Below are 12,071 nucleotides of genomic sequence, written 5' to 3'. Positions count from 1 at the left end.
CAGCTAACATCACCTCAATGCAAATTGGACTTTTCATTCCGTGTTATATCGACCAGTTTTATCCTAAAGTGGGTATTGCCACGCTGGAGTTATTAGAAAAGCTGGGATTGGAGGTTTATTATCCATCGGAACAAACCTGCTGCGGACAACCATTGGCAAACAGCGGAGCTGAAGATGAAGCAATTCAAATATATAACAAATTTGTTCGTATTTTTTCTAAATTCGATTACGTAGTTTCTCCTTCAGGTAGTTGTGTATATCATGTTCGTGAAAACTACAATATTCTGCCACAAACCGATGAAGTAATCAGAGTCAGACAAAATACATTTGAACTTTGTGAGTTTATAGTGGACATACTGAAAACTGATGATCTAAAGATTGTTTTTCCCCACAAAGTAGGTGTCCATCAAAGCTGTCATGGTCTCAGGGGATTAAAGCTGGGGACACCTTCAGAATTGATTATGGAACATTACTCTAAAGTCCATCGTTTATTGAAAAATGCTAAAGGCATTGAGATTATAAACCTTGACAGGAAAGATGAGTGCTGCGGTTTTGGAGGTACCTTTTCCATTTTTCAACCGGATATTTCCGTGAAAATGGGAAAAGACAGGTTGGATGATCACAAGCGAAATGGAGCTGAAGTAATTACAGCTACCGACATGTCGTGTCTGATGCACCTCGAAGGAATTGCCCGCAGGCAAAAGCGGGAAGTAAAATTTATGCACATCGCTGAAATTCTGAATAGCAACCGATTATGACAAATCATGCTCATAGAGCTGGCCGTTTTTTGAAAAATGAGGAGCGTGCAGCTTGGCACGACAAAACCCTTTGGATGATTCGTCAAAAGAGGGATAAGATGGCTCTTGATGTGCCAGGTTGGGAAGAATTAAGAGAACAGGCATCGCAAATCAAAAGGCATTCCTTATCAAAACTCAATGATTATTTGGTACAATTTGAAGAACAAGCCATAAATAATGGCGCACAGATTCACTGGGCATCAACTGCTGGAAGGCTCAATGAAATTGTATACCGAATCATTAAAGAAAACCACGCTTCAAAGGTTGTGAAAAGTAAGTCCATGTTAACAGAAGAGTGTGGTCTGAACCCTTTTCTGGAAAAAAAGGGGGTTAAAATTATCGATACCGATCTGGGTGAACGAATTATTCAACTTAAACAAGAACCACCCAGTCACATCGTTATGCCCGCTATTCATGTCAAGAAAGAAGAAATAAGTGAGTTGTTTCACCAGAAGCTTCACTCAGAAAAAGGAAATTACGACCCCACTTATCTGACAGCAACTGCTCGTTTACATTTGCGACAAAAATTTCTCGAAGCTGACGTGGCAATTACCGGCGTCAATTTCGCAATAGCTGAAAACGGAGCCATTGTAGTCTGTACGAATGAAGGGAATGCCGATATGGGTGTACATGCTGCACCGATTCAAATACATTGTATGGGAATTGAAAAAATAATTCCCCGTACCTCAGATCTTGCAGTATTCATTCGTTTGCTAGCACGAAGTGCCACGGGACAGTACATAACCACCTATACCTCACACTACCTAAAGCCTAAGACCAGCGGACAAATGCACATTGTAATAGTGGATAATGGCCGTTCAGAACTAATTGGTAAAGAAGATTACCGGGATTCACTGAAGTGTATCCGGTGTGGGGCATGCATGAACACGTGTCCGGTCTATAGAAGAAGCGGTGGACATAGCTATCACTATGTAATACCAGGACCTATCGGCTCCATTCTCGCACCACACTCAAACAGCAAAAAATACAAGGATCTTCCGTTTGCTTCATCCTTGTGTGGCTCTTGCTCTGATGTTTGTCCGGTTAAGATTAACATCCATGGACAACTTTACAGATGGAGACAGGATCTGTCACAAAAGGGCGTTCTCTCTCCCATAAAAAAGAGCATCATGAAAATTTCAGGTAAAATATTAACTTCAACCAAAATGTATGATTGGTCTGGAAGAATAGCACGTTGGTGTATTGAACACTTTCCGCGAAAATTGATTTATAACCGGTTGAATATTTGGGGAAAAGAAAGAGAACTTCCTGAAGCATCCCGAGAGTCATTCAAGCAATGGTATAATAAGAATTACGGTGAGGGAGGTAAAAATGGACAGAAATAAAATATTATTAAACATCCAAAGAAATAAAATAAAACCCGTCAAATTACCGGAGCCATTTTATTCCGCTGAGAAAGGAGTCAATAAAGTTTCTCTCTTTAAAGAAATATTGCTGCAAATAGGAGGGGATTGTATTGAAGTCAACACAACTGAAGAACTAAACTTTCTCCTCCATAATAATTTTAAGAATGCAACAGACCTTAGAAGAAATAAGTTACTCGAAAAATTTCCTTCATCCTATTCCAAGGAGAGTCTTGAAGGACTAAAAACTGTTATTCTTGAAGGACAATTCGGAGTAGCTGAGAACGGATCAATCTGGGTCAATGATTCAAATTTCCCTAATCGTCTTATTCCATTTATTAGCGAAGAATTAGTGTTGTGTTTGGACTCTACACAAATAGTGAGAAATATGCATGATGCTTATTTCAAAATAAATAATGCCATTTCTGGGTTCGGAGTATTTATTTCCGGACCTTCTAAAACATCTGATATAGAACAACATTTGGTATATGGTGCACATGGCGCAAAAAAACTGGTTGTAATCTTATCGCATGAAAATATTTTGAAATGAATCAACAAATACTCGTACATTACAATTTAATAAATTATTTCTATGCATTTATTCAACAACCAATTACGGATATTTTGAGTTGTAGAGTTAATCTGTTGGTTTACATGATTTTTAATTATGTTCGAATTATTTATTAATGTCAAAATATTGATATTGTACATATTATGAAATATAAATTTTTACAGTTTTCGTTTCTCTTTTTTTATTGTTTTTTAATGATATCTTGTTACCCAAAGCACTCAAAAGCATTCATTTCTATTCACTCTTATCCAGGACTTATTGCTCTTTGGGATTTTTCAGAAGATAATAAGGAGCTTATCTCAGAAGGCAAAGTTAATTTATCACTTCAGAGCAGTATTGGTAACAGTCTTAAATTTATCGATGAAGGTCCATTATCCGGTCATTCAATTATTTTTGACGGAACTAATTATCTCTTTATTCCACATGAAAAGACTGAAGACCTGAATATTAAAACAAATGAAGTGACGGTTGCTGCATGGGTTAAATGGACAGGAGAACAGATTGGTTTTGTTGGTGGTATGTGGAATGAATATGAAGATGGAGGTAAAAGACAATATGGACTATTTGTTTCTCTTCCTCATTATAATGGAAGAAACCAAGTGTGCGGGCACATATCAAAAAAAGGCGGACCAACTCCGCCTTTTCCATTTTCAATCGATTATTCAGCCAGCAAAGAGGAAGTAACTCCAAATGAATGGGAATGTATCGCATTCACCTATGATGGGGAGTTTATCCGGTCCTATTTAAATGGTAAATTTGAAGAAAGAGAACCCGAGTTAATTGATAATACCAAAGGATTTGAAGGATATCCAGAAGGTCTGATACAATCAAAAAATCCCTATTATTATCCTGACGGAATGGGCAATAATGGTTCTGATTTCACAGTTGGTGCAGTTCAGTTAAGAGATGGAATGGGTAATTTCTTTAAAGGACAACTTGGAGGACTAGCCGTATTTAATCGAGCACTGACCAGCGATGAAATTCATAAGATATGTAGAATCAGGTCCTCTCCGAAAAACATTGAAGATCTTTAAGTTGTAAAACATCTATAGATTTACAACATATTTGATCGTTCAGTTTTGTAAAAATGACAAGAGAACCATTTACCGGTGTTTCAGGAGTGTACGTTTACGGGAATTCGTAAACGACCGACACATCCAACTCATTCAATATGATTGTGAATTTATCCACCAGATATCCATTCAAACGGTAATTTTAAAAAAAATGACTATTTTTGCCAACAATTTAATAAAGAAACATTATTCACGTGTCATGAAAAAAATTACAAAACGAGTATTTGTTATTTTATTCCTTTCTTCCGCCCTGTTCTCATTGAACGCGGAGATCAGGATGCCTGTCATTTTTGGTGATAATATGGTATTGCAGCAACAATCGGAGGCTGCGATCTGGGGTTGGGCAAAAGCAAACACCTCCGTACGGGTAACCACCTCCTGGAACAATAAAAGCTATTCGGCAAAAAGTGACGGACAAGGGTATTGGAAGCTGAAGGTAAAGACACCAGCAGCAGGCTATACACCCTATACCATCACCATAAGCGACGGAAAAGCAATTACGTTGAATAATATCCTGATCGGGGAAGTATGGATTTGTTCTGGACAATCCAACATGGAGATGCCAATGAAAGGATTTGGAAACCAACCGATCGAGGGAGGGCCGGAAGCGATTGCCACCTCCCGGAATCCCGGCATCCGATGCTTCACCATGAAAAAGGCTTCCAAGTCAGCCCCTCAGGCCGACGGTGAAGGTACTTGGGAAATAGCGGGACCGGAGACAACACCTGATTTCACGGCGACAGGCTATTACTTCGGCCGCTTGCTGAATCAGGCGCTGGATGTTCCTGTCGGACTGATCCACACCAGCTGGGGTGGTTCGCGCATCGAAGCCTGGATGACCCCCTCTTCCATTAAAAGCGTGATTCCAAATGTTCAGATACCCGCAACCGATGCCGACATAAAGTCCCAAAACGGGACACCCACCGTATTGTATAACGGAATGCTGCACCCCATAGTGGGATACGGTATCCGCGGTGCTATCTGGTATCAGGGCGAATCCAACCGGGGTGAACCGGACAGATACGTGGAGCTGTTTGACAAGATGGTACGCGAATGGCGTACGATTTGGCAAGTGGGTGAATTTCCGTTTTATTACTGCCAAATTGCTCCCTACAACTACGGAGGTGGACTTAATTCCGGCTTTATTCGCGAAGCACAGGCTAAAGGGATGAAAACCACACCCAACACGGGAATGGCCGTTCTGATGGATTCGGACAGCCCCGCCTGTATTCATCCCCCCAAGAAGAAAATAGCCGGCGAACGCATGGCGCTTTGGGCATTGGCGAAAACATACGATATGGACAAGATACATTACCGCAGTCCGGAAGTTCAATCCGTAACCATGGAAGGGCGCGTAGCCATTCTCACGATGGACATTCCTTCGAGCCCGGGACTCACTTCGCACGGGAAAGAGATCCTACAGTTTCAGGTTGCCGGAGATAACAAATGGTTCCATCCGGCCAAAGCGGCCATTGCCGGAAACCGGATTTTTGTATTCTCTCCGAACGTAGAAAAGCCAGTAGCCGTCCGTTACTGCTTTAACGATACCGAGGCAACAGAAATCTTTACGGTCGAAGGCAACCTCCCCCTTTCTTCTTTCCGTACCGACAACTGGTAACTGGTAAAAAAAATATAAATAGATGCCCATAGCATTGACAGTTAAATTTTTATTTTATATCTTTGCACCCGCAAAACAGAAGGGAGGTTATTGTAACGCTCGGAAATAAAACAGTATAGAATAAAAAACCATTTATTTCACTCGTCGGGGCAAACGTGCTCTTAGCCCGCGACAATTACACATATGCATATATTTGTGTATAATTTTTCAAAAAACAATAATCTCAAAAAAAACAAAAACATGATCATCGTACAATTAAAAGAAGGCGAAAACATCGAAAGGGCCTTGAAAAAATTTAAACGTAAATACGAAAGAACAGGCGTTGTGAAAGAACTTCGCGGACGCCAGGCTTTTGCCAAACCTTCAGTTGTAAAACGCAAGAAAAAACAACACGCCGTTTACGTACAAAAAATGCAAGAAAACGAAGATTAATTTTCACAATTAAAAAAAAATTTCCTAACTTCGCATATCAAACCGGCTGAGTTACGATATGTGGAAGGAAAAATGGATACAGCATCTCCGTAATGAGAAAAATTATTCCTCTCATACGGAGATTTCTTATTTGACAGACCTCACGCAATTCCAGCAATTTATTGAGGAGGAGTGTGGAGAGTTCGATCCGAAACAAATCGACAGCGACCTTGTCCGGCTCTGGATAGCCCACCTGGTAGAAGAAGGCATTAAACCCCGGTCGGCAAACCGAAAACTGAGTGCAGTAAAAACCTTCTTTAACTACCTGAATAAGATCGGGGCCACCAACGGAAATCCCGCCGAAAAAATAAGAGGTCCAAAAACGCCAAAAAAACTACCTGCTTTTGTTCATCATGAAGAGTTGACCCGGGTTATCGACGATGAATGTGCATATCCCGATAATTTTGAAGGGCAACGCGACCGGTTTATTATTGAGCTGTTCTATGTGACCGGTATGCGAAAATCAGAACTCATCGGTATAAAAAACTCAGACGTAGACAACTATGCCAAAACACTTCGCGTCACCGGAAAAAGGAATAAGCAGCGCATCATCCCTCTTTCGGACGACACCGTTGAAAAACTGAAAAAATATATACAATCAAGGGATCGGGAAATAGAAAACAAATCGCCACACCTGTTTGTTAAAAAAGACGGAAACCCCATGTATCCCAAAATGATTTACAACATCGTTCGAAAACATCTCGACAGCATTCCTACCTTATCGAAAAGAAGCCCGCACGTGTTGCGGCACTCTTTCGCTACCGAGATGCTTAACAACGGTGCCGAAATAAATGCCGTCAAGGAACTGCTGGGCCACTCGAGTCTGGCATCTACCGAAGTTTACACACACGTAACCTTCGAAGAACTAAAAAAAGTCTATCATAACGCTCATCCCAGAGCAAAAAATTAGAGGAGGAAAGATTATGGAATTACGTATTCAGTCTATCAATTTCGAAGCGACAGAACAACTGAAGACCTTTGTTGAGAAAAAGATCAAAAAGCTCGAAAAATTCAGCGACAACATCATTCAAACCGAAGTGCTCCTAAAAGTAATCAAACCAGAGACTGCAAAGAACAAGGAAGCATCTGTAAAAATCAACTTGAAAAACGGAGAAGCCTTTGCCAGCAAAGTCGCTGACACGTTTGAAGAGGCCATTGATTTATGCGCCGAAGCATTGGAAAAACAGATTCTAAAAACAAAAGAGAAAAAGGACAGATAATCGAAGAAAAAATCATTTGAAAGTTTTGGTTATCCAAAAAATATCACTACCTTTGCGACCGTTTCTCTCTTATTTTTGGAGGGGAACGGTTAATTATAAGATAATAAGCCTCTTTAGCTCAGCTGGCCAGAGCACGTGATTTGTAATCTCGGGGTCGTTGGTTCGAATCCGACAAGAGGCTCAAAACTTTAGGGCAGTTACCAGAGTGGCCAAATGGGGCTGACTGTAACTCAGCTGGCTTACGCCTTCGGTGGTTCGAATCCATCACTGCCCACAAAACAATTGACAATGCAAAATGCAGACTTATTATGCATTCTTGATTATACATTGTAAATTGAATGTTGCGGAAGTAGCTCAGTCGATAGAGCATTAGCCTTCCAAGCTGAGGGTCGCGGGTTTGAGTCCCGTCTTCCGCTCTCACCGCCTATGTAGCTCAGGGGTAGAGCACTTCCTTGGTAAGGAAGAGGTCGCGGGTTCAATTCCCGCCATCGGCTCATGGAACGAAAAAAATGAAGGTGCTGAGGGTCTGGCATCTTATTTTAGCTACTTTAAAACGTACAAGATAGAAAATTCAACATTTTATTAAACTAATTAATAGTATATTTTATGGCAAAAGAAAAATTTGACAGGTCGAAACCGCATGTTAACATCGGGACCATCGGTCACGTTGACCACGGCAAAACCACCTTGACAGCCGCTATTACTACCGTTTTAGCCAAAAAAGGCCTTTCAGAATTGCGCTCGTTCGATTCTATCGACAACGCACCCGAAGAAAAGGAAAGAGGTATCACCATCAACACATCGCACGTTGAATACCAAACAGCAAACCGCCACTACGCGCACGTTGACTGTCCCGGTCACGCCGACTATGTTAAAAACATGGTTACCGGCGCTGCTCAAATGGACGGAGCCATCATCGTTGTAGCTGCAACAGACGGTCCTATGCCCCAAACTCGCGAGCACATCTTGTTGGCGCGTCAGGTAAACGTTCCCAGACTGGTTGTTTTCATGAACAAAGTAGACCTGGTTGACGACCCTGAAATGTTGGAACTGGTGGAAATGGAAATGCGCGAATTACTTTCGTTCTATGATTTTGACGGAGACAATACACCCGTTATTCAAGGTTCTGCTCTTGGTGGTTTGAACGGCAATCCGAAATGGGAAGATAAAATCATGGAGCTGATGGATGCAGTAGATAACTGGATTCAATTGCCTCCCCGCGATATTGACAAACCATTCCTTATGCCGGTGGAAGACGTGTTCTCCATCACCGGTCGTGGAACTGTGGCTACAGGCCGTATCGAAACCGGTGTTATCAATACCAGTGACGAAGTTCAGATCATAGGGTTGGGTGCAGAAGGCAGAAAATCAGTGGTTACCGGAGTTGAAATGTTCCGCAAGATCCTTGACAGAGGTGAAGCCGGTGATAACGTAGGGTTGTTGCTCCGCGGCATCGATAAAGATGAAATTAAACGCGGTATGGTTATTGCTAAACCGGGGTCAGTGAAACCTCACGATCACTTCAAGGCTACTGTTTATATCCTGAAGAAAGAAGAAGGCGGTCGCCACACACCGTTCCACAACAAATACCGTCCTCAATTCTACATCCGTACCCTGGACGTAACAGGAGAGATTGAGTTACCCGAAGGCATAGAAATGGTTATGCCGGGCGACAACTTGGAAATTGATGTGAAATTGATTTATCCGGTAGCTTGCTCAGAAGGTCTTCGCTTTGCTATCCGCGAAGGTGGACGTACGGTAGGTTCAGGACAAATTACTGCTTTATTAGACTAAAAAGCTTTACAACTCCCAAAAGCCTCCTCATCAGAGGAGCTTGGAGGGGTTGTATTTTACGGGTCTAGCTCAGTTGGTAGAGCACTGGTCTCCAAAACCAGGTGTCGGGAGTTCGAGTCTCTCGACCCGTGCAAAACGATCCGAATAATCAATGAAAAAAATAGTTGCATATATTAAAGATGCTTATAACGAACTCGTTCATAAAGTATCTTGGCCATCCAGCAAAGAATTAGCCGGGAGTACAATAATTGTGATGATAGCTTCCGTCATCATCGCTTTAATCGTATTCGGCATGGACTCTGCCTTTGAGTGGATAGTTAAATTTCTTTACGGTATTTTGTAAATTCTGAATTGAGAAGAAATGGCTGAAAGCGAAAAGAAATGGTACGTTTTGCGTTCCGTTAGTGGAAAAGAGAATAAGGTCAAAGAATATCTTGAGTCAGAAATTAAAAAAACCGATTTAGGAAAGTACGTTTCACAAGTTCTCATCCCAACAGAGAAGACTTATACTGTACGTAACGGAAAGAAAGTGATGAAAGAACGCGCTTATCTTCCCGGATATGTACTTATTGAGGCTGAACTGGTGGGAGAAGTCATTCACCAGCTTAAGAACATCAACTATGTTGCCGGATTTCTTCCCAACACCACCAACCCACAACCGTTGAGCGAAATTGAAGTGAAACGCATCCTGGGTACAATGGATGAACTGGAGGAAGCAGGCGATGAGTTGGATGTAAAATACTACGTAGGCGAAAACGTGAAAGTGACCAGCGGTCCTTTCAGCAGCTTCTCAGGCGTGGTAGAGGAAGTGAACGATGAGAGAAAGAAACTCAAAGTGATGGTTAAAATCTTCGGACGGGCTCAACTTCTCGAGTTGGGCTATATGCAAGTAGAGAAAGAATAATCAGAAATTTGGTTACGCAGATTCTGTAAATTCTTCAAGTGTTTCGAAAACAGTAATTATTAAAATCAAGAAAATGGCTAAAGAAGTTGCTGGACAACTAAAATTACAAATCAAAGGAGGAGCTGCAAACCCATCTCCCCCCGTAGGACCTGCCTTGGGTTCCAAAGGGATTAACATTATGGAGTTTTGCAAGCAATTCAATGCCAGAACTCAAGACAAAGCCGGTAAAGTGTTGCCTGTGGTAATCACTTATTATACCGACAAGTCTTTTGATTTTATTGTTAAAACACCACCCGTTGCTATTCAGTTGTTAGAAGCCAGTAAACAAAAAAGCGGATCGGCAGAACCTAACCGTAAAAAAGTTGCGGAAATTACCTGGGAACAGGTAAAGACCATTGCCGAAGAAAAAATGACCGACTTAAACTGCTTCACACTCGAATCTGCAATGAAGATGGTTGCCGGAACGGCTCGGAGCATGGGTATCTCAGTAAAAGGGGAATTTCCCGCCAATAATTAATTATAAACTTCAATTAAGACATGGGTAAACTTACAAAAAATCAAAAGTTGGCTTTGAGCAAGATTGAAGCGGGGAAAACCTACACGCTGAAAGAAGCAGCGAAACTGGTGAAAGAAATTACCACCACGAAATTCGACGCTTCAGTAGATATCGATGTGCGCCTTGGCGTAGATCCGCGAAAAGCTAACCAGATGGTCAGGGGCGTTGTGTCTCTGCCACACGGAACCGGTAAACAAGTAAGAGTTCTTGTATTGTGTTCTCCCGAAGTCGAAGCTGCTGCTAAAGAAGCAGGAGCCGACCATGTGGGACTTGATGAATATATCGAGAAAATTAAAGGAGGTTGGACTGATGTGGATGTGATCATCACACAGCCGCAGATCATGGGTAAGATCGGTGCCCTTGGCCGTATTTTAGGGCCACGCGGACTGATGCCTAATCCCAAGAGCGGAACCGTTACTCCCGATGTAGCTAAGGCTGTTCAGGAAGTAAAGCAGGGAAAAATCGACTTTAAAGTAGATAAAGCAGGTATTATTCACACCTCTATTGGAAAAGTATCTTTTGAGCCCGAAAAAATTGTTGAAAACGCAAAAGAATTTATTCAAACGTTGATCAAATTGAAACCGACGGCAGCAAAAGGTACCTATGTTAAAAGTATTTATCTTTCAAGTACGATGAGTCCGGGATTAAAAGTGGACAGTAAATCGGTAGACGAAATCTAATGGTATAAAGAAGAAGAATCTATGAAAAAGGAAGATAAAAACAATATTATAGAGAAGATTGCAGCTAACCTGCAGGAATACGAAAACTTCTACCTTGCTGATATTGCCACGCTCAACGCGGCAAAAACAAGCATCCTCAGAAGAGAGTGTTCCAAACAGGACATTAAGCTGCTAGTGGTAAAGAATACCTTGTTGCGTAAAGCATTGGAAAAACTTGAAGGAAACTACGAAGAACTGTATCCCATACTGAAAGGAAACACAGCCGTCATGTTTTCCAACGACGCCAATGCTCCTGCTAAGCTCATTGATAAATACAACAAAAACAAGGAAAAAGCTCCTGCATTAAAAGGTGCTTATGTTCAGGAAAGCTTCTTCATCGGGGCAAATACGCTGAAAGACCTTGTAAGTATCAAGAGCAAAACAGAACTTATCGGAGAAGTTATCAGCATTCTGCAATCACCTGCAAAGAATGTTATTTCGGCTCTCCAATCCGGCGGTACAATTCTCCACGGAGTGTTGAAAACGTTGTCGGAAAAGCAAAATTAATTTTCATACAACAAACAGAATTAGTAATCAATTTAATAAATACAAAAATGGCAGACTTAAAAGCATTTGCTGAACAATTAGTTAACTTAACAGTAAAAGAAGTTAACGAACTTGCTGAAATATTAAAAACAGAGTACGGTATTGAACCCGCTGCTGCAGCTGTTGCTGTTGCTGCTGGCCCTGCTGCCGAAGCTGCTCCTGCAGTGGAAGAAAAAACATCTTTCGATGTTGTTCTTAAAAGCGCAGGACAGGCTAAGCTAGCTGTTGTTAAAGCAGTTAAAGAACTTACCGGACTTGGACTTAAAGAATCTAAGGACTTAGTTGACGGCGCTCCCAGCGAAATCAAAAAAGGTGTAACAAAAGACGAAGCTGACGCTTTGAAAAAACAACTTGAAGAGGCAGGAGCAGAAGTTGAACTTAAATAAGATTTGCCTTTAACCAGGTTAATTTGGTTAGGAATCTTCTACCGGAAGATTC

15 protein-coding genes and 5 tRNA genes are annotated in these 12,071 nt (G+C 41.5%); all 20 read left to right on the top strand.

Going from position 1 to position 12,071, the window contains the following annotated elements; all coding sequences use genetic code 11:
• Positions 1-17 precede the first annotated feature (17 nt).
• The gene (locus AACM02_RS05745) at positions 18-758 is read left to right on the top strand and encodes a (Fe-S)-binding protein (protein WP_339116333.1); all 741 of its coding nucleotides are present in this window, start codon (positions 18-20) and stop codon (positions 756-758) included.
• Positions 752-2,143: a lactate utilization protein B gene (locus AACM02_RS05740; RefSeq protein WP_339117438.1), complete on the top strand. Its 1,392-nt coding sequence runs from the start codon at positions 752-754 to the stop codon at positions 2,141-2,143. Before AACM02_RS05745 ends, AACM02_RS05740 begins: the two co-directional genes overlap by 7 nt.
• Positions 2,130-2,711 (top strand): LUD domain-containing protein, encoded by a 582-nt coding sequence (locus AACM02_RS05735; RefSeq protein ID WP_339116332.1) that lies wholly within the window; start codon positions 2,130-2,132, stop codon positions 2,709-2,711. Before AACM02_RS05740 ends, AACM02_RS05735 begins: the two co-directional genes overlap by 14 nt.
• A 164-nt stretch (positions 2,712-2,875) precedes the next feature.
• Positions 2,876-3,766 carry a LamG domain-containing protein gene (locus AACM02_RS05730; RefSeq protein ID WP_339116331.1) on the top strand — a complete coding sequence of 297 codons (891 nt, stop codon included), beginning with the start codon at positions 2,876-2,878 and terminating at the stop codon, positions 3,764-3,766.
• 238 nt (positions 3,767-4,004) lie between these two features.
• Positions 4,005-5,423, top strand: a complete 1,419-nt coding sequence (locus tag AACM02_RS05725) for a sialate O-acetylesterase (RefSeq protein WP_339116330.1) — start codon at positions 4,005-4,007, stop codon at positions 5,421-5,423.
• A 240-nt stretch (positions 5,424-5,663) separates the two neighbouring features.
• Positions 5,664-5,855 (top strand): 30S ribosomal protein S21, encoded by a 192-nt coding sequence (rpsU, locus tag AACM02_RS05720; RefSeq protein ID WP_332457323.1) that lies wholly within the window; start codon positions 5,664-5,666, stop codon positions 5,853-5,855.
• Positions 5,856-5,913: 58 nt separating this feature from the next.
• A complete protein-coding gene (locus AACM02_RS05715) occupies positions 5,914-6,804 on the top strand; it encodes a tyrosine recombinase XerC (RefSeq protein WP_339116329.1) in 891 nt (296 codons plus the stop codon).
• A 13-nt stretch (positions 6,805-6,817) separates the two neighbouring features.
• A complete protein-coding gene (gene raiA / locus AACM02_RS05710; RefSeq protein ID WP_332457325.1) occupies positions 6,818-7,114 on the top strand; it encodes a ribosome hibernation-promoting factor, HPF/YfiA family in 297 nt (98 codons plus the stop codon).
• A 107-nt stretch (positions 7,115-7,221) separates the two neighbouring features.
• Positions 7,222-7,295, top strand: a tRNA-Thr gene (locus tag AACM02_RS05705).
• A gap of 10 nt (positions 7,296-7,305) precedes the next feature.
• Positions 7,306-7,388, top strand: a tRNA-Tyr gene (locus tag AACM02_RS05700).
• 69 nt (positions 7,389-7,457) lie between these two features.
• Positions 7,458-7,530, top strand: a tRNA-Gly gene (locus tag AACM02_RS05695).
• Positions 7,531-7,536: 6 nt separating this feature from the next.
• Positions 7,537-7,608: transfer RNA gene (locus AACM02_RS05690), tRNA-Thr, on the top strand.
• Between the two features lie 112 nt (positions 7,609-7,720).
• Positions 7,721-8,908, top strand: coding sequence for an elongation factor Tu (gene tuf / locus AACM02_RS05685; protein ID WP_339116328.1), 1,188 nt, complete (start codon positions 7,721-7,723; stop codon positions 8,906-8,908).
• 58 nt (positions 8,909-8,966) lie between these two features.
• Positions 8,967-9,039, top strand: a tRNA-Trp gene (locus AACM02_RS05680).
• A gap of 20 nt (positions 9,040-9,059) precedes the next feature.
• Positions 9,060-9,251, top strand: coding sequence for a preprotein translocase subunit SecE (gene secE / locus AACM02_RS05675; RefSeq protein WP_332457327.1), 192 nt, complete (start codon positions 9,060-9,062; stop codon positions 9,249-9,251).
• Between the two features lie 18 nt (positions 9,252-9,269).
• Positions 9,270-9,812: a transcription termination/antitermination protein NusG gene (gene nusG / locus AACM02_RS05670; RefSeq protein ID WP_332457328.1), complete on the top strand. Its 543-nt coding sequence runs from the start codon at positions 9,270-9,272 to the stop codon at positions 9,810-9,812.
• Between the two features lie 73 nt (positions 9,813-9,885).
• On the top strand, positions 9,886-10,329 hold the full coding sequence (gene rplK / locus AACM02_RS05665) for a 50S ribosomal protein L11 (RefSeq protein ID WP_214024407.1): 444 nt from the start codon (positions 9,886-9,888) through the stop codon (positions 10,327-10,329).
• A 20-nt stretch (positions 10,330-10,349) separates the two neighbouring features.
• Positions 10,350-11,048 (top strand): 50S ribosomal protein L1, encoded by a 699-nt coding sequence (gene rplA, locus AACM02_RS05660; protein ID WP_214024406.1) that lies wholly within the window; start codon positions 10,350-10,352, stop codon positions 11,046-11,048.
• 21 nt (positions 11,049-11,069) lie between these two features.
• Positions 11,070-11,594: a 50S ribosomal protein L10 gene (gene rplJ, locus AACM02_RS05655; RefSeq protein WP_339116327.1), complete on the top strand. Its 525-nt coding sequence runs from the start codon at positions 11,070-11,072 to the stop codon at positions 11,592-11,594.
• A gap of 47 nt (positions 11,595-11,641) precedes the next feature.
• The gene (gene rplL / locus AACM02_RS05650; RefSeq protein ID WP_214062091.1) at positions 11,642-12,019 is read left to right on the top strand and encodes a 50S ribosomal protein L7/L12; all 378 of its coding nucleotides are present in this window, start codon (positions 11,642-11,644) and stop codon (positions 12,017-12,019) included.
• The last annotated feature ends 52 nt before the right edge of the window (positions 12,020-12,071 follow it).

The organism is Petrimonas sp., from assembly GCF_963921705.1.
GTDB lineage: Bacteria > Bacteroidota > Bacteroidia > Bacteroidales > Dysgonomonadaceae > Petrimonas > Petrimonas sulfuriphila.
This window is presented reverse-complemented; position numbering and strand designations above follow the sequence as displayed.

Excerpts from the sequence above, each read along its gene's own strand:
- AACM02_RS05745 (WP_339116333.1), top strand. The coding sequence starts at position 18 with ATGCAAATTGGACTTTTCATTCCGTGTTATATCGACCAGTTTTATCCT.
- AACM02_RS05735 (WP_339116332.1), top strand. The coding sequence starts at position 2,130 with ATGGACAGAAATAAAATATTATTAAACATCCAAAGAAATAAAATAAAA.
- AACM02_RS05730 (WP_339116331.1), top strand. The coding sequence starts at position 2,876 with ATGAAATATAAATTTTTACAGTTTTCGTTTCTCTTTTTTTATTGTTTT.
- AACM02_RS05725 (WP_339116330.1), top strand. The coding sequence starts at position 4,005 with ATGAAAAAAATTACAAAACGAGTATTTGTTATTTTATTCCTTTCTTCC.
- rpsU (WP_332457323.1), top strand. The coding sequence starts at position 5,664 with ATGATCATCGTACAATTAAAAGAAGGCGAAAACATCGAAAGGGCCTTG.
- AACM02_RS05715 (WP_339116329.1), top strand. The coding sequence starts at position 5,914 with ATGTGGAAGGAAAAATGGATACAGCATCTCCGTAATGAGAAAAATTAT.
- raiA (WP_332457325.1), top strand. The coding sequence starts at position 6,818 with ATGGAATTACGTATTCAGTCTATCAATTTCGAAGCGACAGAACAACTG.
- tuf (WP_339116328.1), top strand. The coding sequence starts at position 7,721 with ATGGCAAAAGAAAAATTTGACAGGTCGAAACCGCATGTTAACATCGGG.
- secE (WP_332457327.1), top strand. The coding sequence starts at position 9,060 with ATGAAAAAAATAGTTGCATATATTAAAGATGCTTATAACGAACTCGTT.
- nusG (WP_332457328.1), top strand. The coding sequence starts at position 9,270 with ATGGCTGAAAGCGAAAAGAAATGGTACGTTTTGCGTTCCGTTAGTGGA.
- rplK (WP_214024407.1), top strand. The coding sequence starts at position 9,886 with ATGGCTAAAGAAGTTGCTGGACAACTAAAATTACAAATCAAAGGAGGA.
- rplA (WP_214024406.1), top strand. The coding sequence starts at position 10,350 with ATGGGTAAACTTACAAAAAATCAAAAGTTGGCTTTGAGCAAGATTGAA.
- rplJ (WP_339116327.1), top strand. The coding sequence starts at position 11,070 with ATGAAAAAGGAAGATAAAAACAATATTATAGAGAAGATTGCAGCTAAC.
- rplL (WP_214062091.1), top strand. The coding sequence starts at position 11,642 with ATGGCAGACTTAAAAGCATTTGCTGAACAATTAGTTAACTTAACAGTA.